Below are 23,045 nucleotides of genomic sequence, written 5' to 3'. Positions count from 1 at the left end.
CTCCTTTTAGCTCGGCGCGCATTATGGCGTAGCTGCCGTTATACGCACCGTGTGCATTGTTAGCAGATTTTTCCTTCACTGCCAGAAAACCGGGGTTTATGCCTACAGACTGCAACGCCCCCGAATGACAGAACGCTGGTTATAATGCGCGGCGTTTTGTGCCAGGCAACGTCTGAATCGTTACCGGAGTTGGCCGGGCTTTTTTCCCGGTGGCCGCAGTAATTGTTCGATTTCACGGGTCAATGGGGTGCCTTTTGACCCAGGCAGCGGCAATCCTCTAGCCGTTCAACCAGACTCCGGGCCTTTGTTTCCGTGCCTGCGAGCCTGCTTTCACACTATGTCAGGTGGTTTTATGGACAGCATCAACAGCCGCATTGCCGAGGAACTCGGTGTACGCCCACAACAGGTCGAAGCGGCCGTCGCGCTACTCGATGAAGGCTCTACCGTTCCCTTCATCGCCCGTTACCGGAAAGAAGTGACCGGCAGCCTTGATGACACGCAACTGCGTCATCTGGAAGAGCGTTTGCGCTACCTGCGAGAACTCGACGAACGGCGCATCAGCATCCTCGCCAGCATCGAGGAGCAAGGCAAACTCACCCCCGCCCTTGAACGCGATATCAAACTCGCCGACACCAAGACCCGCCTTGAAGACTTGTACCTGCCGTACAAGCAAAAGCGCCGCACCAAGGGCCAGATTGCCCTGGAAGCCGGCCTTGGCGACCTGGCTGACGGCCTGTTCAACGACCCGAATCTCGCTCCGGAAACCGAAGCCGCACGCTTCGTCGACGCCGAAAAAGGCGTGGCCGATGTGAAGGCTGCGTTGGAAGGCGCCAAATACATCCTGATGGAACGCTTCGCCGAAGACGCCAGCCTGCTGGAAAAACTGCGCAGCTACCTCAAACAGGAAGCAACCCTCAGTGCCCGCGTGATCGCAGGCAAGGAAGAAGAAGGCGCCAAGTTCCGCGACTACTTCGAACACGACGAGCCGCTCAAAAGCATGCCGTCGCACCGCGCACTGGCGATTTTCCGCGGCCGCAACGAAGGCATCCTCAGCTCCGCACTGAAGGTCGGCGACGAACTGCCGGGCACCATGCACCCGTGCGAGGGCATGATCGGCCAGCAATTCAACATCCAGAATCAGAACCGTCCCGCCGACAAATGGCTTGGCGAGGTGGTGCGCTGGACCTGGAAGGTCAAGCTCTACACCCACCTGGAAACCGATCTGCTGGGCGAGCTGCGCGACGGCGCCGAAACCGAGGCGATCAACGTATTCGCCCACAACCTGCACGACCTGCTGCTGGCCGCACCGGCCGGCCCGCGTGCGACCCTGGGCCTCGACCCGGGCCTGCGTACCGGTTGCAAGGTGGCCGTGGTCGACTCCACCGGCAAGCTGCTGGATCACGCCACGGTTTACCCGCACGTTCCACACAACAAGTGGGATCAGACCATCGCCATCCTGGCCGCGCTGTGTGCCAAGCACTCGGTTGACCTGATCGCCATCGGCAACGGCACCGCCAGCCGTGAAACCGATAAACTGGCGATCGAGCTGATCAAAAAATACCCAGCCATGAAGATGACCAAGGTCATGGTCTCCGAGGCCGGCGCATCGGTGTACTCGGCGTCGGAACTGGCGGCCAAGGAATTCCCCGATCTGGACGTGTCGATCCGTGGCGCGGTGTCCATCGCCCGTCGTTTGCAGGATCCGCTGGCCGAGCTGGTGAAAATCGACCCGAAATCCATCGGGGTCGGCCAGTACCAGCACGACGTGTCGCAGCTGAAACTGGCACGAGGCCTGGACGCGGTGGTCGAGGACTGCGTGAACGCCGTCGGTGTCGACGTCAACACCGCTTCGGTAGCGCTGCTGGCACGGATCTCCGGCCTCAACGCCACATTGGCGCAGAACATCGTGGCGCACCGCGACGAACACGGCGCATTCAAAACCCGTGCAGCGCTGAAGAAAGTCGCACGCCTGGGCGAAAAAACCTTCGAACAGGCCGCCGGTTTCTTGCGCGTGATGAACGGTGACAACCCGCTGGATTCCTCGGCGGTTCACCCGGAAGCCTATCCGCTGGTACAGCGTATTGCCGCTGAAACCGACCGCGACGTCCGCTCGTTGATCGGCGATGCCGGGTTCCTCAAGCGTCTGGATCCGAAGAAGTTCACCGACGAGACCTTCGGTCTGCCGACCGTGACCGACATCCTCCAGGAGCTCGAAAAACCGGGCCGCGACCCGCGCCCGGAGTTCAAGACTGCCGAGTTCCAGGAAGGCGTCGAAGACCTCAAAGACCTGCAACTGGGGATGATCCTCGAAGGCGTCGTCACCAACGTGACCGCGTTCGGTGCCTTCGTCGACATCGGCGTGCATCAGGACGGTCTGGTGCACATCTCGGCGCTGTCGGAGAAGTTCATCAAGGACCCGCGTGAAGCGGTGAAAGCCGGTGACGTGGTGAAAGTAAAGGTCATGGAAGTCGACATTCCGCGCAAACGCGTGGGCCTGTCGATGCGCATGGGCGACACCCCGGGCGAGAAGATCGATGGCGCCCGTGGCTCGCGTCCGGGCTCGGCGCAACGCCAGCCGTCGAACAATGCGCCACGCAAGGAAACCGCAACAGCGACGCCCGTGAACAATGCGATGGCCTCGCTGTTCGCCAACGCCAAGCAGTTGAAGAAACGCTGATGGACATTCCGGCCGGGCTCGTCGAGAGTGCGTTTTTCAAGCTGTTGGGCTGCCGCCTGCACAGCCTGGAAACCGGGGTGGCGCAAGTCGCCCTGGTGCTGGAGCCGGAACTGCGCAATCGCGGCGGCAAATTGCACGGTGGCGCGCTGTTCAGCCTGGTCGACATCGCCATGGGTCTGGCCTGTTCCAGCACCCACGGTTTCGATCAGCAGAGCGCGACCATCGAATGCAAGATCAACTATATCCGCGCCGTTTCCGACGGCGAGGTGCTGTGCACGGCGCGGGTCATCCACCCGGGCCGCCGCACGCTGGTGGTCGAAGCCGACGTGATGCAGGGCGAAAAACTGGTCGCAAAAGCGCAAGGCACGTTCGCTGTCCTGTAGATGTTGTTCATCATTTTGAGTTAATTTCGGCGCAGTGATCGCCGCGTCGAGCTTTTCTGTGAGAGCGGGCTTGCTCGCCAAGGCTGTGTGTCAGTTTGCATGTCTGCGACTGATACACCGCCTTGGCGAGCAAGCCCGCTCCCACAAGGATCGCGTTTACTTCGCGTGCATCTGCCAGATTCAGGGATTGAAGTCGGCGGTTCGAAAGGGGCTTCGTGAGCCCAAAAAACCAGGCGAAAACGCCAGTTTCAACTTCACCCTTGTAGACCGTCTTGCCCACCCCCATATTGGGGCGACTGACGCGTGAAGGAATCCAAATTGAGCGAACTTCTCAACCGCCGCCTGGCTCTGCTCGGCGAGCGCGCTAACCTCTCTCTGCTCGAACAGTGCCTCCACGGTATCGAACGTGAATGCCTGCGCGTGACCAGCGAAGGTCGTCTGGCGCAAACGCCGCACCCCGAAGCCTTGGGTTCCGCGCTGACCAACGAAAAAATCACCACCGACTATTCCGAGTCGCTGCTGGAATTCATCACGCCCGCCCTGCCCGACCCGGCAGATACACTGGCGAGCCTGGACAGGATTCACCGTTTTGCCTACAGCAAACTCGGCAACGAGTACCTGTGGAGTCCATCGATGCCGTGCCCATTGCCGGCCGAGGAAGACATCCCGATTGCCTATTACGGCACGTCCAATATCGGTCAGCTCAAGTACGTCTATCGCAAGGGCCTGGCCCTGCGGTACGGCAAGACCATGCAGTGCATCGCCGGGATTCACTACAATTTTTCCCTGCCGGAAAAACTCTGGCCGTTGCTGCGCGAAACCGAGGGTTTTGTCGGCACTGACCGGGATTTCCAGTCGTCGTCCTATATCGCGCTGATCCGCAACTTCCGGCGCTACAGCTGGTTGCTGATGTACCTGTTCGGCGCCTCACCGGCACTCGACGCGGGCTTCCTGCGCGGTCGTTCGCATCAGTTGGAACAGCTCGATCCAGACACGCTCTACCTGCCGTACGCCACCAGCCTGCGCATGAGCGACCTCGGTTACCAGAGCAACGCCCAGGCCGGCCTGACGCCGTGCTACAACGATCTGACGAGCTACACCGACAGCCTGCGCAAGGCCGTGGCTACGCCGTACGCACCGTATGTGGAAGTCGGCACGCACAAGGATGGCGAGTGGGTTCAGTTGAACACCAACATCCTGCAGATCGAAAACGAGTACTACTCCAACATCCGCCCAAAACGCGTGACCTACAGCGGCGAGCGGCCGATTCAGGCGCTGGTGGCCCGTGGCATTCAGTACGTCGAAGTGCGCTGCCTGGACATCAACCCGTTCCTGCCGATGGGCATCGACCTCACTGAATCGCGCTTCATTGATGCGTTCCTGCTGTATTGCGCACTCAACGACAGCCCACTGCTGACCAACACCAGTTGCAGCAACGCGACCTCGAACTTCCTCAGCGTGGTCAAGGAAGGTCGCCGTCCGGGTCTGCAATTGCAGCGCGACGGTGAGCCGGTCGAGATGAAGGCATGGGCGGTAGAGTTGCTGGAAAAGATTGCCCCACTCGCTGCGCTGCTCGATCAAAGCCATGGCGGCGATGCCCACAGCAAGGCACTGGATGCGCAACTGGCAAAAGTCCGCGACCCGTCGCTAACGCCTTCTGCCCAAGTGCTGGCAGCGATGGCCGAGCACAAGGAAAGCTTCGCGCAGTTTTCCCTGCGTCAGAGTCAGGCACATGCCGAGTTTTTCCGCAACGAGTCGTTGACAGCTGACGAGCAGGCGAAGTTTGAGGAACTGGCGCGCTCTTCCCTGGTGGCGCAGGCTGAGCTGGAGCAGAACGAGGTGGGCGATTTCGATGTGTTTGTCGGGTCGTACCAGGCGAGCATTCTGGCGATCAGCAACTGAAAAAAACCTCACCCTGATCCTCTCCCGCAGGGAGAGGACTGGGTTGAAGGATGCTCACTGCGCCATCGAGGGCTTCTCCCAAAGATTGATCCCGCCCTCTTGGGCAAACCGGTCAATTTCTGCCAGTTCTTCAGCACTGAAGCTCAGATTCTTCAACGCCCCGACGTTCTCGATAATCTGCTCCGGTCGGCTTGCGCCGATCAGCGCCGAGGTCACGCGCGGGTCACGTAGCGTCCAGGCCAGTGCCAGTTGCGCCAGGCTCTGGCCGCGACGCTTGGCGATCTCGTTCAGCGCACGGACGTGGGCGATGTTGGCTTCGGACAAATGCGAAGCCTGCAGCGAACCACCGCCCGGACGATTGACCCGCGCATCCGCCGGCACGCCGTTGAGGTATTTGTCGGTCAGCAGACCTTGCGCCAACGGCGTGAAGGCGATGACGCCAGTGCCGAGTTCATCGGTGGTGTCGAGCAAGTCTTTTTCCACCCAGCGGTTGAGCAGGTTGTACGCCGGCTGGTGAATCAGCAGCGGCACCTTCCACTCTTTGAGCAGCGCGGCGATCTCGCGGGTTTTCACCCCGGAGTACGACGAGATGCCGATGTACAACGCCTTGCCCTGTTGCACGGCGCTGGCGAGGGCGCTGGCGGTTTCCTCCAGCGGGGTGTCCGGATCGAAGCGATGCGAATAGAAGATGTCCACATAGTCCAGGCCCAGGCGCTGCAGGCTCTGATCAAGGCTGGCCAGCACATATTTACGCGAGCCACCGCCCTGACCGTAAGGGCCAGGCCACATGTCCCAACCGGCCTTGCTGGAGATGATCAACTCATCGCGGTATGGCTTGAAGTCTTCGCGCAGCAGGCGACCGAAATTGATCTCGGCGCTACCGTACGGAGGGCCGTAGTTGTTGGCCAGGTCGAAGTGGTTGATCCCCAGGTCGAACGCAGTGCGCAGCAGGGCGCGCTGGGTGTCGATCGGCGTGCTGTCGCCGAAGTTGTGCCACAGGCCCAGCGATAGCGCCGGCAGCACCAGACCGCTGCGCCCGACGCGGCGGTAAGGGATGGACTCATAGCGGTTTTCGGCAGCGGTGTAAGTCATCGAATCCTCTCTTGTTTGATGAACAGCTAATGGACGATTGACGTAACCCCTGTGGGAGCGGGCTTGCTCGCGAAGGCGTCAGAACCGTCGATGATTATCCACCCTGCACACCCCAATCATCCTCTTCGGCCTGATCCTGGCAGGGTGCTTGAGCACCGAGTCTTGATCCGACTCGGCGCTCAACCCACGATCAACGCACCAGATGCAGGAACTGCATGTGCCGTTCGTACTGGTCGAGGATGTCGTTGATGATCTGCTCTTTGGTGTAGCCGACCATATCGTAGTCCTGACTGCCCTCGCTCAGGTGCACTTCGGCGCGGTAGTAGCGGCGATTGTTGAGCTGCTTGGAGCCCATGCCACCCCGGGCGAATGATGGCGTGAAGTAGCCGCGCATCTGCACTTGGTAGATGAACGCATGCTGCTCGCCATGGCCGATTTCCAGGCTGACGCTGTCGTTGGCCGGGTCCGGCTGGGTGACCACGTTCAGGCCTTTTTCGACAAACACCGCCGTCACTTCTTCAATCGCCGGGCGCACGGTGGTGTCCATGAAACGGTACACCTCGTCACGCGACGGGAAGTGCACGGCCTGGCTCAGACGCTGTCGCCAGCCCCCTGAACCACGCCGCGAGCCGGACACCGGCGCCAGCGAGTGCAGTTGCGCGATCTGCTTCTGCGACTCCAGATAGAACGCCTTGTGCAGGCCCCACATCATCAAAAGCAGGATCAGCGAGAACGGCAACGAGGTCAGCACCACCGCCGACTTCAGTGCATCGATGCTGCCGGAGAATAGCAGCGAGCTGGTGATCAGCGCCGTCATCACGCCCCAGAACACCCGCAGCCATTTCGGCCCGTCTTCGTCCGGGTTGCCGCCCTTGGCCGACAGTGTCGAGAGCACCACGGTACCGGAGTCGGCTGAGGTGACGAAGAACACGAAGCTGATGAACACCGTCACAGCGATGACGGTTTTGCTCCACGGGTAGGTTTCCAGCAACAGATAAATGCTCATCGACGGGTTGTCGAGGGCCGACATGCCGAGCGCGCTCATGCCGTGATTGAGCACCTGATCGAGGGCGCTGTTGCCGAAGATCGACATCCACGCCAAGGTGAAGCCGAGCGGGATCAGCAGCACGCCGAAGACGAACTCACGAATGGTGCGGCCACGGGAAATCCGTGCGATGAACAAGCCCACGAAGGGCGACCATGCGATCCACCAGGCCCAGTAGAACACCGTCCAGCCGCCAAGCCAGTCGCTCGGTGTGTCATAGGCGTAGAGGTCAAAACTCTTCATCGGCAAGGCACCGAGGTAGTCGCCAACGTTCTGGATCAAGGTATTGAGCAGATGCTGGGTGGGGCCGGCGAACAGCACGAACAGCAGCAGCGCGCAGGCCAGCAGCATGTTGATGTCGGACATCACCCGCACGCCTTTATCCACACCGGCGACAGCCACGATGATCGCCGCGCCCATCATCAGAGTGATCAAACCGACTTGAATCCACTGGGTGTGCGCGATGCCGAACAAGTAGTCCAGGCCCGAATTCAGGTGCAGCACGCCAAAGCCCATGTCGGCGCCGAGGCCGAACACGGTAGCGATGATGCCGAAGCCGTCCACCGCGTAACCGATGGGGCCGTTGATGCGTTTGCCGATCAGTGGATACAGCGCCGAACGCAGGGCCAGCGGCAGGTTGTGACGGTAGGCAAAGTAGGCCAGCGCCATGCCGACGAAGGCGAACACCCCCCAGCCGTGCAAGCCCCAGTGCAGAAACAGAATCTGCATCGCCTGGCGCGCCGCGTCCGCCGTGCCGGCCTCGCCTTGCGGCGGTTGCAGCATGTGGGTCAGCGGTTCGGACACGCAGAAGAAAAACAACGTGATGCTGATCCCGGCAGCGAACAGCATGCCGGCCCAGGACAGGTAACTGAATTCGGGTTCGTCGTGGTCGGCACCGAGTTTGATCTTGCCGTAGCCGGATAACGCGGTGACCACCACGAAGACCAGATACAGGCTCATCGCGAGCATGTAGTACCAGCCGACCGTATTGGCCGCCCAGTTCTGCGCAGCCAGCAGCCAGGCACCGGCCTGTTGTGGCATGGCGATGACCACAAGACCAAAGAGCAGAATGACCGTCGCGGCGAAGTAGAACACCGGCGGATTCATGCGTACCAGGCCGCTGGCGGGGGTTGACGATGCACTCATGAAACGCGCACCTCGATGGATTGAGACGTGGCTGAAATGATCGGACTCAGCAAAGGCAAGCCTCCTGTTGTGAGCGGGCAGCGAACCACCGGTTTAACTTGAATGAACGTTCAAGTTAAACATGGATAGGACGCTAACGACTAATCGTACGGCCAGCCGGTCGTGTTCCTACGCTAGCTCAAGGTGAGGTATGACGTGGAGTTGGAGAGATTGGTTCAGTGGAGAATTGGCGCAGGGACATTATCTGGATTCGCCCCAAGACCCATTCGTGAGCAAGCCCCCTCATTCCAGCTATGGGAGCGGGCTTGCTCGCGAAGAGGCTGGATGCCGCAACAAAAAATCAGAAGCTACTTCTGCGTCCCGTCATCATGCTGCAAATTGGCCTGGGTCAAATTGCACCCCGCCGGCACGCTGCGGGTCAGCCACACGTTGCCGCCGATGGTCGACCCCTTGCCGATGGTGATCCGCCCAAGAATCGTCGCCCCGGCATAAATCACCACGTCGTCCTCGACAATAGGATGGCGTGGATGGCCCTTCTGCAACTGCCCGTCTTCATCGGCCGGGAAGCGCTTGGCGCCTAACGTTACCGCCTGATAGATCCGCACACGCTCACCAATGATCGCCGTCTCGCCAATCACCACACCCGTGCCGTGATCAATAAAGAAACTACGGCCGATCTGCGCGCCCGGATGGATATCAATGCCGGTGGCCGAGTGCGCAATTTCTGCGCTGATCCGCGCCAGCAACGGCAGCCCTGCACGATACAAATGGTGGGCGAGACGATGGTGGATCACCGCTAGAATCCCCGGATAGCACAGCAGCACTTCATCCACACTGCGCGCCGCCGGATCGCCGTGATAAGCCGCCAGCACATCGGTGTCGAGCAACGTGCGCAAGCCCGGCAATGCCAAGGCAAAATCCTGAATGATCTGGAGCGCCCGGGTCTCCACTTCGCTGTCGTCCTGAGCGCTGTGGCGGGCGACGTAGCGCAGTTCCAGACGTGTCTGGGCGAGCAACGCATTCAGCGCGACATCGAGGGTGTGGCCAACGTAGAAGTCTTCGCTTTCCTCACGCAAATCCACCGGCCCCAGACGCATCGGGAACAATGCCCCACACAGCGCTTCAAGAATCTGCGCCATCGCGGCGCGGGACGGCAGTTCGCGCCCACCCTGCTCGCCGGATGCCCGGCCATTCTGGGCGCGCCACTGATCCCGCGCGCTGCGCAGTTGACTGACGATGGTCTGTAATTGCCAATGGCTGGAACGCTCGCTCACGGTAAAGACTCCTCACGGGCGGCCGGAGTGCCTGGCCGCGTCAACGGCGACTACTTTAAGGCATGCCTGTGAGGGCGAATTAAGAACCGATAGTGCTGGGCTCAGTCCATTTGGCTATAAGCGATTGATGGTTGCCCGTGCAAAAGCGCGTGCCTATAGTCCCTTCATCTTTCTCCTCCAGTACGCAACCATGATTAAACAACAGCTGGATCGCTTTACTCGCCTGGAACTGCTTGGCCAGCCGACCCCACTGGAAAAACTTGAGCGCCTGTCCACCTGGCTCGGCCGTGACGTCTACATCAAACGCGATGACCTGACGCCGCTGGCCATGGGCGGCAACAAGCTGCGCAAACTCGAGTACCTCGCCGCCGACGCCCTCGCCCAGGGCGCCGACACGCTGATCACCGCCGGTGCGCTGCAATCGAACCACGTTCGCCAGACGGCGGCGCTGGCCGCCAAACTCGGCCTGAGTTGCGTGGCGTTGCTGGAAAATCCGCTGGGCACCGAAGACAGCAACTACACCGGCAATGGCAATCGCCTGCTGCTGGATCTGTTCGACACAAAAGTTGAGCTGGTCGACAACCTCGACAACGCCGATGAACAACTCGCGGCCCTCGCCGTGCGTCTGCGCAGCAACGGAAAAAAACCGTATCTGGTACCGATTGGCGGCTCCAACGCCCTCGGTGCCTTGGGTTATGTGCGTGCCGGGCTTGAGCTGGCCGAACAGATCACAGACACCGGGCTCGACTTCGCCGCCGTGGTACTGGCATCGGGTAGCGCCGGGACCCACAGCGGCCTGGCGCTGGCGTTGAGTGAGGCATTGCCGCAACTGCCGGTGATCGGCGTGACCGTGTCGCGCACTGAAGAAGAGCAGCGCCCGAAAGTGCAGGGGCTGGCGCAACGTACTGCTGAGCTGCTCGGCGTTGAGCTGCCGGCCAGCTTCAAGATTGAGCTGTGGGACGAATATTTCGGCCCGCGTTATGGCGAACCCAATGCCGGGACGCTGGCAGCGGTGAAATTGCTGGCCAGTCAGGAAGCGGTGTTGCTCGACCCGGTATACACCGGCAAGGCCATGGCCGGGTTGCTTGATGGCATCGGTCGGCAGCGCTTCGAAGAAGGCCCGATCATCTTCCTGCATACCGGTGGGGCGCCGGCGTTGTTTGCCTATAAGGACTTCTTGTAAGCGGAAGACGAGACCGTTCCCACGCAGAGCATGGGAAGGTTTTATATTCAAATAAGGAATATCAATTTCAATATTAAGTATTTTCAAGTCTAACCAAGTCGTCATATAGTCTCGCCGCAGGCGAATTTCGCGCGAGACGCTTAAGCTGCTTTAAGGCAGGATAGCGCTGTCGTCCAATTCCCGAATTCGCCAACTTTCCTTAAGCGTCTTCCATAAGAAAACACAGGGGCTTGTCATGAATTTTTCCGCACTACGTCGCAATCTGCTGGTCGGTTCGCTGGGCCTGGCGCTGAGCGCCGGTCTGATCAGCCAGGCGGTTGCCGGTGAGCAACTGCAACAGATCAAGGACAAAGGCGTAATCAACGTCGGCCTGGAAGGCACTTACCCACCGTTCAGCTTCGTCGATGCCGACGGCAAGCTGTCTGGTTTCGAAGTCGAGCTCTCCCAAGCGCTGGCGCAGAAACTGGGCGTCAAGGCCAAGATTCAGCCGACCAAGTGGGACGGTATTCTCGCGGCGCTGGAATCCAAGCGCCTGGACATAGTGGTCAACCAAGTGACCATCTCCGAGGACCGCAAGAAGAAGTATGACTTCTCCGAGCCGTACACCATCTCCGGGATTCAGGCGTTGGTGCTCAAAAGCAAAGAAGCCGCGCTGAACATCAAGACCGCAGCTGACCTGTCCGGCAAGAAAGTCGGCGTAGGCCTGGGCACCAACTACGAACAATGGGTTCGTGCCAACGTGCCTGGCGCTGACGTGCGCACCTACGATGATGATCCGACCAAGTTCGCCGACCTGAACAACGGCCGTACCGACGCCATCCTGATCGACCGCCTGGCCGCGCTTGAATACGCCAAGAAAGCCCCGAAAACCGTGGCGGCCGGTCAAGCGTTCTCCCGTCAGGAGTCCGGCATTGCCTTGCGCAAAGGTGAACCGGAACTGCTGGCTGCCGTGAACAAAGCCCTCGACGAGCTGCGTGCCGACGGCACTCTGGCCAAGATCTCGGAAAAATACTTCCAAGCTGACGTCACTCAATAATGGAAGAAGCTTTCCAACTCGCACTCGACTCCGCGCCCTTCCTGCTCAAGGGCGCGTACTACACGGTCGTCCTCAGCCTTGGCGGGATGTTCTTCGGCCTGCTGCTGGGCTTTGGCCTGGCGTTGATGCGTCTGTCGCGTTTCAAAACAGTCAACTGGCTGGCCCGTATCTACGTGTCGTTCTTTCGCGGCACGCCGTTGCTGGTGCAACTGTTCGTGATCTATTACGGCTTGCCGCAAATGGGTGTGGAACTCGACCCCCTGCCCGCCGCGCTGATTGGCTTCTCGCTGAACATGGCCGCTTACGCCTGTGAAATCCTGCGCGCGGCGATCGGTTCGATCGAACGTGGCCAGTGGGAAGCTGCGGCGAGTATCGGTATGACCCGCGCGCAGACTTTGCGCCGGGCCATCCTGCCGCAAGCGATGCGCACGGCACTGCCGCCGCTGGGCAACAGCTTCATTTCGCTGGTCAAGGACACCGCGCTGGCCGCCACCATCCAGGTGCCGGAACTGTTCCGTCAGGCGCAGCTGATCACCGCCCGGACTTTCGAAGTCTTCACCATGTATCTTGCCGCCGCGCTGATCTACTGGATTCTGGCCACAGTGCTCTCGCACTTGCAGAACAAGTTGGAAGAGCGGGTCAACCGGCACGACCAGGAGTCCTGACCCCATGATTGTCGTGGAAAAACTGACCAAGCAATTCAAGCATCAAGTCGTGCTCAACGGCATCGATCTTGAGGTCAAGGAAGGCGAGGTCGTGGCAATCATCGGCCCCAGCGGCTCGGGTAAAACCACGTTCCTGCGCTGCCTGAACTTCCTTGAACAACCCACCAGCGGCCGGATCAAGGTCGGCGATATCGAGATCGATACCAGCCGCCCGCTGAACCAGCAGCAAAGCCTGGTGCGCAACCTGCGCCAGCATGTGGGTTTCGTGTTCCAGAACTTCAACCTGTTCCCCCATCGCACTGCCCTGGAAAACGTCATCGAAGGCCCGGTCGTGGTCAAGAAGATGCCGCGCGAGCAAGCCATTGCCCTGGGCATGAAGCTGTTGGCCAAGGTCGGCCTCGCCGGTAAGGAAGACGCCTATCCGCGTCGTCTCTCCGGTGGCCAGCAACAGCGCGTGGCGATTGCCCGGGCGCTGGCAATGGAGCCGGAAGTGATCCTGTTCGACGAGCCGACTTCGGCCCTCGATCCGGAACTGGTGGGCGAAGTACTGGCGACCATCCGCGGCCTCGCCGAGGAGAAACGCACCATGGTCATCGTCACCCACGAAATGGGCTTCGCCCGCGACGTGGCCAACCGCGTGGTGTTTTTCGACAAGGGCGTGATCGTCGAACAAGGTGAAGCCAAAGCATTGTTTGCCAACCCCAAAGAAGAGCGCACCAAACAGTTTCTCAGCAAGTTTTTGAATCACACCTGAAAACCCTTGCTGTGCGAGACGTCAACTTCCATGGATGGAAGTTACCTTTTTTGCCGCGTAAAACTTTCCTGAATATATACAACCTGCCTGGAACCGATGCGATACATGTATATATTCTGAAACCACTATTGCGTGTATAAAATCCGCCCCGCCTTTCATCACAGCTACCAAATAACGCTGCGCCAAAACTGGCAAAAAGCCCGGAGTTCTGTGGTCTCGTTCACCATACACCCTAGGCACACGGCTTCAACAACGTAGGAATATTCTGATTAGTTCGTAATTCATTGATTAACTAACGCCGTCTATTGACACCCCTTCCCGCACACTCTTATCTAGTCGCCAACCGGCGCTACTTAGTTCAATCAACCCGCACTAACTTGAACATCAGTTCACAGATTTATTGCCCGTTGATTCACGCCTTTTGTTCTTTCAGAAACGGACTTCGCTGCAAGGCTTCAAGGAGAGAAATCGATGACTCGCACTTCGCATACCCCCGAACTGGCAGCGCCGACCCTGGCGTCAGCGCAAAAAAACGGCATCAATCTGGCTGCTGCCGCTCATCTGTTGATCGAGGTGTCGCCCTACCCCGACATGGACTGCGGCGACCTGATCGAACTGTTCTGGAACAAATGCTATGTCGCCTCCAAGGTGCTGACGACCGAGGACGTTGGCGCGACAGTCAACCTGCGGGTGCCGGAAAGTTTTATTGTCAATGGTACCGCCCGCATTCACTACCGGGTGATGCAGGTCGGCCAAGGCCCGGCGCTGTCGGCGGCAAGCCGTGTGCAGGTCAAACTCGATTGCCCGGGCGGCCAACCGTCGGCATTGTGCGGTGACGAAAACCAGCAACTGGCGCCGGTAACGATCCCTGACACCATTCGCCGCCAGGGCGTGAACCCGAACCAGATCAAACGCGGTGTGCCGTTGACCATCGAGCCTTACACGAACATGGCCGAGGATGACGCCATTACTGTGCGCTGGGGTGATGTTCGCATGGATCTGGCGCCCATCACGGCAGCGGATGTCGGCCTGCCGATTCAGGTCTGGGTGCCGCCGGCAGTGATTGTCGAAGCCGGCGAGGATCTGCGCCTGGACGTGACCTATTGCATCCTCGACCGGGTCGGCAACAACTCGCGCTGGGCGCCGCCAAGGACGCTGAAGATCGGTTGCGTGAATCCTTATCTGAAAGTGCCGTTGAAGCCCACCTGCAAGGCGGCTGAATCCCGCAAAAAATAAAGCCTAAGGCGGAGTGAGGAGCCTTGGCCCCTCACCGCAAAGGGCTTGAGCATCCCGACCATCACACCTTCATATGCATATTCCTAAAAGTTAGTTTATTTAATTTTTATACACGCTTAGGGTATATGAACCGGACCACCGGACATTCTTTCGTTCGCCGCACTTCGCGGCGTTATTCATGAGATGTGAGGTAGGTCGTATGGTCCGGAACACAATCACCCCAGTGCAGATCGCCAGGGCATTGCGTGCAGCCAGGGAGTGGCGCTGATGTCCAGTCTGGCAGACGCGAACGTCCAGTCTGATCTGGACATCGCCCCCTTGTTGTTGCCCGCGCAGGTCCTGCGCAACGACGCCCAAGCCATTGAGGCCGCCCATGAGCTGGCGCAAGTCGCGCTCGTGCAAGCCGCCAATCGCGACCGCCAGCGCCAGTTGCCTTGGTCACTGATCGAACAGTTCACCCGCAGCGGTCTGGGCAGCATTGCCATCGCGCGCCAATACGGTGGCCCGCAGGTTTCGTTCGTCACGCTGGCCGAGGTGTTCGCGATCATTTCCGCCGCCGATCCGGCGTTGGGACAGATCCCGCAGAACCAGTTCGGCATCATCCATCTGCTGCTCGGCAGTGCCACCGACGCGCAAAAACAACAGCTGTTCCAGAGTGTTCTCGAAGGCTGGCGCATCGGCAATGGCGGCCCTGAGCGTGGCACCAGAAACACCCTCCAATTGAAAGCGCGAATCACCGCCGACGGCGACGATTACCTGCTCAATGGCCAGAAGTTCTATTCCACTGGCGCGCTGTTTGCGCACTGGGTTGCGGTCAAAGCGCTCAACGATGATGGCAAGCAAGTGCTGGCGTTCGTCCGACGTGGCACGCCAGGTTTGCGCATTGTTGATGACTGGTCGGGCTTCGGTCAGCGCACCACCGCCAGCGGCACGATCGTGCTCAACAACGTGCGCGTCGAAGCGGCTCTTGTCGTTGATAACTGGAAGATCAACGAAACCCCGAACACCCAAGGCGCAATCTCGCAATTGATTCAGGCGGCGATCGACGCCGGCATTGCCCGTGCCGCTATCGAAGACGCCATCGAATTCGTCAAAACCCGTTCGCGACCATGGATCGACGCCAAGGTCGAACGCGCCAGCGATGACCTCTACGTGATCGCCGACATCGGCAAACTGAAAATCGAACTGCACGCCGCCCAGGCGCTGCTGCGCAAGGCCGGGCAAGTGCTCGATCAAGTGCACGCCGCGCCGATAACGGCCGAGTCCGCCGCCCGCGCTTCAATTGCCGTGGCCGAAGCCAAAGTGCTGACCACCGAGATCTCGCTGCTGGCCAGCGAAAAGCTTTTCGAACTGGCCGGCAGCCGCGCGACCCTCGCCGAATTCAACCTCGACCGTCACTGGCGCAATGCCCGGGTGCACACCCTGCACGACCCGGTGCGCTGGAAATATCACGCGGTCGGCGCCTATCACCTCAATGGCAAGCTACCGGCTCGCCACTCCTGGATCTGACGACCGCACACCTTCTCAAGAGCCTTGGAGAAACCTATGCCTCTTTCCCATCCCGTCGCGGTCATCACCAGCGATGAGCAAGCCCTGATCATCGCCAGCGACCTGGCCGAAGATTTCAAACGCGACAGCGCCGTGCGGGACCGTGAGCGGCGACTGCCGCTGCCGGAACTCGACGTGTTTTCCCGCTCCGGCCTGTGGGGCATCAGCGTGCCGAAAGAATACGGCGGCGCCGGTGTGTCCAACGTGACGCTGGCCCACGTCATCGCCCTGATCGCTGAGGCCGATGGCTCTCTCGGGCAGATTCCGCAGAACCATTTCTACGCCCTCGAAGTGCTGCGAGTGAACGGCAGCCACGAACAGAAACAACGGTTGTACGCCGAGGTTTTAGCCGGTCAGCGCTTCGGCAATGCGCTGGCGGAACTGGGCACCCAAACCGCCCACCATCGCGTCAGCAGCCTCAAGCGTGAAGGCGAGGGCTATCGCATCAATGGCCGCAAGTTCTATGCGACCGGCGCGATTTACGCGCAACGCATTCCAACGTCCGTCGTCGATGAAAACGGCGTGCAGCAACTGGCCTTCGTGCCTCGCGACAGCCAGGGCCTGAGCGTGATCGACGATTGGAGCGGCTTCGGCCAGCGCACCACCGGCAGCGGTTCGGTGCTCTTCGAAGACGTGTATGTCGCCGCCGAAGACGTGATCCCGTTCCAGAGCGCCTTCGAACGTCCGACCACCGTCGGTCCGCTGGCGCAGATTCTTCACGCCGCTATCGACACCGGCATCGCCCGCGCCGCTTACGAAGATGCGTTGCACTTTGTGCGTAGCAAGACGCGCCCATGGATCGACGCCGGCAACGACAACGCCACCGAAGACCCGCTGACGTTGAAGAGCTTCGGCCACTTGAGCATTCGCCTGCACGCCACCGAGGCGCTGCTGGAACGCGCCGGTGAGTTCCTCGACAAGGCTCAGGCCCAGACCAGCGCCGAAACGGTCGCCGCCGCCTCGATTGCCGTCGCCGAAGCACGGGCGATCAGCACAGAAATCTCCCTCACCGCCGCCAGCACCTTGTTCGAACTGGCCGGCAGTCAGGCCACCCTGATCGAGCACGGCCTCGACCGCCACTGGCGCAACGCCCGCGTGCACACGCTGCACGATCCGGTGCGCTGGAAGTACCACGCGGTGGGCAATTACTACCTCAACGATGAAAACCCGCCATTGCGGGGCACGATCTGATGAGCAAGAAAAAGATCCTGCTCAACGCGTTCAACATGAACTGCATCGGCCACATCAACCACGGCTTATGGACGCATCCACGCGACAACTCAACCCAGTTCAACAGCATTGAATACTGGACCGAACTGGCGCAGTTGCTGGAGCGTGGCTTGTTCGACGGTTTGTTCATCGCCGACATCGTCGGCGTGTACGACGTCTACCAGAACTCGGTGGACGTCACGCTGAAAGAGTCGATCCAGTTGCCGGTCAACGATCCGTTGCTGCTGGTGTCGGCGATGGCGGCGGTGACGAAAAACCTCGGTTTCGGCCTGACCGCCAACCTCACCTATGAGCCGCCGTATCTGTTCGCCCGACGCCTGTCGACCCTCGATCATTTGAGCCGTGGCCGCGTCGGCTGGAACATCGTCACCGGATACCTCGATAGCGCCGCAAAAGCCATGGGCCTGCGCGAGCAGGTCGAGCATGACCGTCGTTACGATCAGGCTGACGAGTACCTGGAGGTGCTCTACAAACTCTGGGAAGGCAGTTGGGAAAACGGCGCGGTGCTCAATGATCGCGAGCAGCGGATCTACGCCCAACCGGAGAAAGTGCACAAGGTCGAGCACAAGGGCGAGTTCTATCAGGTCGAGGGTTATCACCTCTGCGAGCCTTCACCGCAGCGCACGCCGGTGCTGTTCCAGGCCGGCAGTTCCGATCGCGGCTTGCTGTTCGCCGGGCGTCACGCCGAGTGCGTGTTCATCAGCGGCCAGAACAAACCGTCGACCAAGGTGCAGGTGGACAAAGTCCGCGCCAGCGCCGTCGAGGCCGGGCGCAATCCCGAGGACATCAAGGTGTTCATGGGCCTCAACGTCATCGTCGGCGAAACCGAAGAAGCGGCGTGGGCCAAGCACGCCGAGTACCTGAGCTACGCCAGTGCCGAGGCCGGCGTGGCACATTTTTCGGCGTCCACCGGCGTCGACTTTTCCCGGTACGCGATCGACGAACCGATCCAGTACGTGAAGAGCAACGCCATCCAGTCCGCGACCAAGAATCTGCAGAACAACGACTGGACCCGACGCAAATTGCTCGAACAGCACGCTCTGGGCGGTCGCTACATCACCGTGGTCGGCTCGCCTGCGCAAGTGGCGGATGAGCTGCAATCGTGGATCACCGAAACCGGGCTGGACGGCTTCAACCTCACGCGCATCGTTACCCCGGAAAGCTATGTCGATTTTATCGAGCTGGTGATTCCGGAGTTGCAACGGCGTGGGTCGTACAAAACCGCGTATGACAGCGGCAGCTTGCGCGAGAAGCTGTTTCACGCAGGGGCGCAGTTGCCCGAGCAACACATCGGATCTTCATTTCGTCGCTAAAAGCTTGCTCGCGAAGAGGCCCTACCAGACACCCATATTCATGCACTGACTGGAAACCACACCATGACCCAGAAATTCCTGCCCCACCCAGTCAAAGCACTGGCCCTGACCTTCGGCCTGTTCAGCTCGGCGGTGTTCGCCGCCGATGCGCCACTGAAAATCGGCACCACCGCCGCGTTCGCGATTCCGCTGGAAGCCGCCGTCGAAGAGGCCTCCAAACAAGGCCTGAAAGTCGAGCTGGTGGAGTTCACCGACTGGTGCGCGCCTATGACGACGCCGATCTGGTCCAGGGCTACCCGGCCTATATTCGTCTGGCCAAGACCTTCGATGCCGGCTCCGCGCTGCTGTTCGACGGTCTCGACCACAAGGAATACGTGATCCAGTTCGTCATCCAGCCCAAGAGCAAGGACGATCCGCGTCTGATCAAATTCGTCGACATCTACCAGCACTCGCCGGCCGTGCGTGCCGCGCTGGATAAGGCCCACGGCAAGCTGTACCAGGCCGGTTGGGAAAGCTGAACATGACGGCCGCGATCCAACGGCGACTGGAGATTCCAGAGCCCAACAATGCTGAAAAAACCGAACTGCATCCCGAGCTGAATCGCGCCCACATACGCTTCATCGGCCTGGGCAAAACCTATAACGGCCGGCAAGGTCCGGTCGCGGCCCTGCAAGGCATTGATCTGGCGATCCAGCGCGGCGAGGTGTTCGGCATCATCGGCCGCAGCGGCGCGGGCAAATCGTCGCTGATCCGCACGATCAATCGTCTGGAGCAACCGACGTCGGGGCGTGTGCTGATCGATCAGGTCGACATCGGCGAGTTCGATGAAGATCGCCTCGTCGCCCTGCGCCGACGCATCGGCATGATCTTTCAGCACTTCAATCTGATGTCGGCCAAGACCGTTTGGCAGAACGTCGAATTGCCGCTGAAAGTCGCCGGGGTGCCGAAAGAACAGCGCGAGAAAAAAGTTCGCGAACTGCTTGAACTGGTCGGTCTGCAAGCCAAACACAAGGCCTATCCGGCACTGCTTTCCGGCGGCCAGAAACAGCGCGTCGGCATCGCCCGGGCCTTGGTTCACGACCCGGACATTCTGCTCTGCGACGAAGCCACTTCGGCACTCGACCCGGAGACCACGCAATCGATCCTCGGCCTGCTGCGCGAGATCAATAAACGTCTGGGCCTGACCATCGTGCTGATCACCCACGAGATGGCGGTGATCCGCGAAATCTGCGACCGCGTCGTGGTGCTGGAGCACGGGCGGATCGTCGAGCAAGGCCCGGTCTGGGAAGTGTTCGGCGACCCACAGCACGCGGTCAGCCAGACGTTGCTCGCACCGCTGCAACACGCTTTGCCACAAGAATTGCAGAGCCGTTTGCACACGCTACCGCCCTCGCCCGGCGCCGCTGTGGTGCTGCGTTTGCAATTCACTGGGGCGGCCGGCGATGAGCCGGACCTGGCGGCCTTGTTCGCCGCACTCGACGGACGGGTGAAATTGCTTCAGGGCGGTGTGGAGCGGATTCAGGGCCACGCGCTGGGGCAACTGCTGCTGGCCGTCAGTGGATCATCGCTGAGCACCGAGCAGTTGCGTCAGCGCGCGGGTGATTGGGCGCAACGGGTGGAGGTGTCGGGTTATGTGGTTTGAGCGCTTGCTACAGGGGTTTATCGACACGTTTGTGATGGTCGGTGTGTCGTCGCTGATCGCCCTGCTGGTGGGGATTCCCATGGCGGTGATTCTGGTCACCAGCGACAAGGGCGGGATCTACCAGGCGCCGGTGCTGAATCGCGCCTTGGGTGCGTTCGTGAACCTGTTCCGCTCGGTCCCGTTTCTGATTCTGATGGTGGCGCTGATTCCGTTTACCCGGTTGATCGTCGGCACCACCTACGGCGTGTGGGCGGCGGTGGTGCCGCTGACGATTGCAGCGACGCCGTTCTTTGCGCGGATTGCCGAAGTCAGCCTGCGCGAAGTCGATCATGGTCTGATCGAAGCCGCGCAAGCCATGGGCTGCCGGCGCTGGCACATCGTCTGGCATGTGCTGTTGCCCGAAGCGCTGCCGGGAATTGTCGGCGGTTTCACCATCACCTTGGTGACGATGATCAACTCCTCGGCCATGGCCGGGGCGATTGGTGCCGGTGGCCTGGGCGACATCGCTTATCGCTACGGCTATCAACGCTTTGACAGCCAGGTCATGTTGACGGTGATCGTGCTGCTGGTGGCGTTGGTGGCGGTGATTCAGTTGGGTGGCGATCGGTTGGCGCGGGGGTTGAACAAGCGTTGAGTGGGTTGTTCTTGTTCATTGTGGCTTGGGGTACGCCCCCCAAGTCACTCAACCTTTTGTTGGACTATAGCTATCGAGTCACCCGCATCGAATTTCAACCATAAAGCAAACTGTTGAATAAATTGTTGTCTTCCTGCCTGGATCGATACAGATCACTCATACTTTTTGCTGCGTAAACAAGACTATCCGCGTTATTAGCCGCCATTTCCGCACGCAGATGAGGAGCCTGATTAAACATTTCAATCGACGTTTCAAGATCCAATATATCCGGCATCCCCATATAGTTACCAACCGAGGTAATGAAATCACGATGAGACGCCGGGTACTGTTGTGAAAAAACAAGATTCAAACCGCCGTGCATGATGGCTTCGGACAGACCTCGAGCAGGCAAATCATATTGCATCACTGGGTAATTCAAAAGCTCCGGCGAATTAGAGCTCAGGTAGAAGTTATCTACCGCACCAGGCCCGACCGCGCTAACCCGGTTAACCCTGTTCAAGTGCATTAATTCATGCCCCAATACCAGACCTGAGTTGCCATTAACTCTGTCTAGATTAATAGCAATACGCCCATAAAAATCGCCAGGTCTGACCTCTGCAGTTGAGTGCCTCGCTGTTCCTGGGCCCGCTATAAAACCTAAAAACTTTCCTCTCGCCGCTGGCCTACCGTAGGCATTTGCCAGTTCCCTTCCACGCGTCCAAATTCCCGGAAGCCTGTTTTCTACCGCGCTGTATTGCGGACCAAAGTAACTCTGCAAGATTCCTGAGGTTTCTGCGTACCCTTGCGTTAACACATAAGTTGCCTCTGCGAAAACCTTCTCCACTTCAGACAACTGCGAGCTTATTACAGACGCTTGGTCCATAGGAAACGCATCAAGTCCTCGTGCAGCAATCACTTTCTCCGAGCCGATGAGTGCTGTTTCCACAAAATCATCTTTACCTTCGTAAAAAAACCTGCCATCCACGTCTTTCCTAGCGACAGGATTATTTGCAACAAAACAGAAAATGTTCAAGCCATTGATTTCTCCAGCTGGATCCGGACTAATCCAGCGCTGCAACCATGGCGCGTAATACCGATGTCCATAGTAATAGAGCCCGGTCGCATCCCTCTCCTTGCCCGAATAACGAATGGTTTTGTCATTCGCCACCCCTGCACTTTTACCCGCCCAGCACGCCGTACCGCCAAAGGGATAATAGTGTTCCTGCGTTAGCACAGTCGCTTGCTCATTCAGTTCCAATGTGCTGGAACCGAGATGATCGCTGAGGCTGTACCTCTGTTGGTCGACGTAATTACCTTCGGGCCAGTGCAACACTCGAACGCTGCAAGGTCCGGCTTCGACGCGGACGACATGGCGTACTTCGCCACTGGCCTGTCGATGGATTTCCAGGCCAGGGAGATAACGGATTTCACTGTGCAAAGTCCGGCGATTGGATTGGCTGAAAATTGCCTTGCGCAACCGATGGCCTGGTCGGTCATAGGCATACGACTCATAGTCGTCAGCTTCGCCCTCGCGTTTGACCAACGTCACCTGACTCAACTGATTGCGGATGTCCCAGAGCATAGCCTGTCCGCGTTGCAGCTCCAGTTGATTGCCGCAGGCATCAAAGCCCAGCGTTATTTGTGGCTCTCCCGGCAAAGTACCGTCATCCCGTTGCCCCAAACCTCGATTGCTGTGCGCGGAGGTGAACATCGAAAACCCCGGCGCACCACTGTGGTGCCGGGTGATCAGGTTGCCCGCCGTGTCATAGTCGAATGTCTGGGTGTAGTTGCGCCGTTGATTAGGGTCCAGCGGTGTGGGCAGCAGATCCGGTAACGCCGGGCCATGGCTCGGCTGACTGACTTCCCAGCCCTTGGCCTCAACCAGTTGATACAGGCTGTCGTAGCGATAACGGCTGATCGGCTCGATGCGCTGGTGATTGAAGTACGTGACGGCCTGGGTTTTATCTTCCAGGCTGACGATGTTGCCCACCGGGTCGTAGCCGTAATGCAAATTCTGCAATGGAGGTTGCTCACCGAGACCGGCGATCAGGCTGAGCAACCGGCCGTCATCAGGGCTGTATTCCGCGCGGCTGACGACGCCGTTTTCGGCGGTCTCACGTTCGATCTGTTCTTGAGCGTTGTATTGGATATCACTGAACAGACACTGCGACGGCTTACCTTCACCGGCCAGTAGAAGCCAGGTCGCGGAGGGTTTGCCCGATACGTTGTAATGAACGGTTTGGGTATTGCCCATGGCATCGATCTGGCGCTGCAGTTCGCCCGTCGGGTAGAAAGCGTGACGGGTT

18 protein-coding genes and 1 pseudogene are annotated in these 23,045 nt (G+C 59.6%); 15 read left to right on the top strand and 4 right to left on the bottom strand.

Translation table 11 applies throughout. The features are described 5' to 3' along the window. Window positions 1-352: 352 nt before the first annotated feature. From ACIOWA_RS21895 to gshA, 3 genes are all read left to right on the top strand, one after another. On the top strand, window positions 353-2,677 hold the full coding sequence (locus tag ACIOWA_RS21895; RefSeq protein WP_401161902.1) for a Tex family protein: 2,325 nt from the start codon (window positions 353-355) through the stop codon (window positions 2,675-2,677). Further along, complete coding sequence (locus ACIOWA_RS21890; protein ID WP_339431567.1) at window positions 2,677-3,060, top strand: PaaI family thioesterase; 384 nt, start codon at window positions 2,677-2,679, stop codon at window positions 3,058-3,060. The genes ACIOWA_RS21895 and ACIOWA_RS21890 overlap by 1 nt, the downstream gene beginning before the upstream one ends. Before the next feature lie 318 nt (window positions 3,061-3,378). After that, a complete protein-coding gene (gshA, locus tag ACIOWA_RS21885) occupies window positions 3,379-4,962 on the top strand; it encodes a glutamate--cysteine ligase (protein ID WP_401161899.1) in 1,584 nt (527 codons plus the stop codon). Between the two features lie 54 nt (window positions 4,963-5,016). On the opposite strand, the gene mgrA is transcribed toward gshA, so the two are convergent. The 3 genes from mgrA to epsC all read right to left on the bottom strand — a co-directional run bounded on the left by mgrA (window position 5,017) and on the right by epsC (window position 9,519). Next, window positions 5,017-6,054 carry an L-glyceraldehyde 3-phosphate reductase gene (gene mgrA, locus ACIOWA_RS21880; RefSeq protein ID WP_339431569.1) on the bottom strand — a complete coding sequence of 346 codons (1,038 nt, stop codon included), beginning with the start codon at window positions 6,052-6,054 and terminating at the stop codon, window positions 5,017-5,019. A gap of 190 nt (window positions 6,055-6,244) precedes the next feature. Further along, window positions 6,245-8,206: a choline transporter BetT gene (betT, locus tag ACIOWA_RS21875; protein ID WP_339431664.1), complete on the bottom strand. Its 1,962-nt coding sequence runs from the start codon at window positions 8,204-8,206 to the stop codon at window positions 6,245-6,247. 386 nt (window positions 8,207-8,592) lie between these two features. Continuing rightward, window positions 8,593-9,519: a serine O-acetyltransferase EpsC gene (gene epsC, locus ACIOWA_RS21870; RefSeq protein ID WP_339431570.1), complete on the bottom strand. Its 927-nt coding sequence runs from the start codon at window positions 9,517-9,519 to the stop codon at window positions 8,593-8,595. 190 nt (window positions 9,520-9,709) lie between these two features. Here epsC and ACIOWA_RS21865 point away from each other — a divergent pair, with 190 nt between their 5' ends. From ACIOWA_RS21865 to ACIOWA_RS21810, 12 genes and pseudogenes are all read left to right on the top strand, one after another. Beyond that, the gene (locus ACIOWA_RS21865; protein ID WP_401161897.1) at window positions 9,710-10,702 is read left to right on the top strand and encodes a D-cysteine desulfhydrase; all 993 of its coding nucleotides are present in this window, start codon (window positions 9,710-9,712) and stop codon (window positions 10,700-10,702) included. Between the two features lie 235 nt (window positions 10,703-10,937). Next, window positions 10,938-11,738: a cystine ABC transporter substrate-binding protein gene (gene tcyJ, locus ACIOWA_RS21860; protein ID WP_339431572.1), complete on the top strand. Its 801-nt coding sequence runs from the start codon at window positions 10,938-10,940 to the stop codon at window positions 11,736-11,738. After that, window positions 11,738-12,403, top strand: a complete 666-nt coding sequence (tcyL, locus tag ACIOWA_RS21855) for a cystine ABC transporter permease (protein ID WP_339431573.1) — start codon at window positions 11,738-11,740, stop codon at window positions 12,401-12,403. Before tcyJ ends, tcyL begins: the two co-directional genes overlap by 1 nt. 4 nt (window positions 12,404-12,407) lie before the next feature. Further along, window positions 12,408-13,157: an L-cystine ABC transporter ATP-binding protein TcyN gene (tcyN, locus tag ACIOWA_RS21850; protein ID WP_401161894.1), complete on the top strand. Its 750-nt coding sequence runs from the start codon at window positions 12,408-12,410 to the stop codon at window positions 13,155-13,157. A gap of 471 nt (window positions 13,158-13,628) precedes the next feature. Next, a complete protein-coding gene (locus ACIOWA_RS21845) occupies window positions 13,629-14,393 on the top strand; it encodes a hypothetical protein (RefSeq protein ID WP_339463960.1) in 765 nt (254 codons plus the stop codon). A gap of 267 nt (window positions 14,394-14,660) precedes the next feature. Continuing rightward, window positions 14,661-15,902 (top strand): SfnB family sulfur acquisition oxidoreductase, encoded by a 1,242-nt coding sequence (locus ACIOWA_RS21840; protein WP_401161892.1) that lies wholly within the window; start codon window positions 14,661-14,663, stop codon window positions 15,900-15,902. Window positions 15,903-15,938: 36 nt separating this feature from the next. Next, entirely contained in the window at window positions 15,939-17,132 is a 1,194-nt protein-coding gene (locus ACIOWA_RS21835) for an SfnB family sulfur acquisition oxidoreductase (RefSeq protein WP_401161890.1), read from the top strand. Next, window positions 17,132-18,484, top strand: coding sequence for an LLM class flavin-dependent oxidoreductase (locus tag ACIOWA_RS21830; protein ID WP_339463957.1), 1,353 nt, complete (start codon window positions 17,132-17,134; stop codon window positions 18,482-18,484). Before ACIOWA_RS21835 ends, ACIOWA_RS21830 begins: the two co-directional genes overlap by 1 nt. Window positions 18,485-18,562: 78 nt before the next feature. Next, a pseudogene (locus ACIOWA_RS21825) lies at window positions 18,563-18,742 on the top strand (MetQ/NlpA family ABC transporter substrate-binding protein); the annotation flags it as partial. Beyond that, the gene (locus ACIOWA_RS21820; protein ID WP_401161888.1) at window positions 18,742-19,002 is read left to right on the top strand and encodes a MetQ/NlpA family ABC transporter substrate-binding protein; all 261 of its coding nucleotides are present in this window, start codon (window positions 18,742-18,744) and stop codon (window positions 19,000-19,002) included. The pseudogene ACIOWA_RS21825 and the gene ACIOWA_RS21820, both read left to right, overlap by 1 nt. A 2-nt stretch (window positions 19,003-19,004) precedes the next feature. Continuing rightward, window positions 19,005-20,126, top strand: a complete 1,122-nt coding sequence (locus ACIOWA_RS21815) for a methionine ABC transporter ATP-binding protein (protein WP_401161886.1) — start codon at window positions 19,005-19,007, stop codon at window positions 20,124-20,126. Beyond that, window positions 20,116-20,760 carry a methionine ABC transporter permease gene (locus tag ACIOWA_RS21810; protein WP_339431581.1) on the top strand — a complete coding sequence of 215 codons (645 nt, stop codon included), beginning with the start codon at window positions 20,116-20,118 and terminating at the stop codon, window positions 20,758-20,760. Before ACIOWA_RS21815 ends, ACIOWA_RS21810 begins: the two co-directional genes overlap by 11 nt. Before the next feature lie 94 nt (window positions 20,761-20,854). On the opposite strand, the gene ACIOWA_RS21805 is transcribed toward ACIOWA_RS21810, so the two are convergent. Then, window positions 20,855-23,045 (bottom strand): RHS repeat domain-containing protein (locus ACIOWA_RS21805; RefSeq protein WP_401161883.1); only part of this gene is annotated, 2,191 nt, incomplete at its 5' end.

This window comes from Pseudomonas sp. NPDC087614 (assembly GCF_044743485.1).
Lineage (GTDB): Bacteria > Pseudomonadota > Gammaproteobacteria > Pseudomonadales > Pseudomonadaceae > Aquipseudomonas > Aquipseudomonas baetica_A.
This window is presented reverse-complemented; position numbering and strand designations above follow the sequence as displayed.

Bases quoted from the DNA above. Each gene is read 5' to 3' on its own strand.
- ACIOWA_RS21845 (WP_339463960.1), top strand. From the start codon at position 13,629: ATGACTCGCACTTCGCATACCCCCGAACTGGCAGCGCCGACCCTGGCG.
- ACIOWA_RS21840 (WP_401161892.1), top strand. From the start codon at position 14,661: ATGTCCAGTCTGGCAGACGCGAACGTCCAGTCTGATCTGGACATCGCC.
- tcyN (WP_401161894.1), top strand. From the start codon at position 12,408: ATGATTGTCGTGGAAAAACTGACCAAGCAATTCAAGCATCAAGTCGTG.
- mgrA (WP_339431569.1), bottom strand. From the start codon at position 6,054: ATGACTTACACCGCTGCCGAAAACCGCTATGAGTCCATCCCTTACCGC.
- ACIOWA_RS21835 (WP_401161890.1), top strand. From the start codon at position 15,939: ATGCCTCTTTCCCATCCCGTCGCGGTCATCACCAGCGATGAGCAAGCC.
- ACIOWA_RS21815 (WP_401161886.1), top strand. From the start codon at position 19,005: ATGACGGCCGCGATCCAACGGCGACTGGAGATTCCAGAGCCCAACAAT.
- ACIOWA_RS21865 (WP_401161897.1), top strand. From the start codon at position 9,710: ATGATTAAACAACAGCTGGATCGCTTTACTCGCCTGGAACTGCTTGGC.
- ACIOWA_RS21830 (WP_339463957.1), top strand. From the start codon at position 17,132: ATGAGCAAGAAAAAGATCCTGCTCAACGCGTTCAACATGAACTGCATC.
- ACIOWA_RS21895 (WP_401161902.1), top strand. From the start codon at position 353: ATGGACAGCATCAACAGCCGCATTGCCGAGGAACTCGGTGTACGCCCA.
- tcyL (WP_339431573.1), top strand. From the start codon at position 11,738: ATGGAAGAAGCTTTCCAACTCGCACTCGACTCCGCGCCCTTCCTGCTC.
- ACIOWA_RS21890 (WP_339431567.1), top strand. From the start codon at position 2,677: ATGGACATTCCGGCCGGGCTCGTCGAGAGTGCGTTTTTCAAGCTGTTG.
- betT (WP_339431664.1), bottom strand. From the start codon at position 8,206: ATGAATCCGCCGGTGTTCTACTTCGCCGCGACGGTCATTCTGCTCTTT.
- tcyJ (WP_339431572.1), top strand. From the start codon at position 10,938: ATGAATTTTTCCGCACTACGTCGCAATCTGCTGGTCGGTTCGCTGGGC.
- ACIOWA_RS21810 (WP_339431581.1), top strand. From the start codon at position 20,116: ATGTGGTTTGAGCGCTTGCTACAGGGGTTTATCGACACGTTTGTGATG.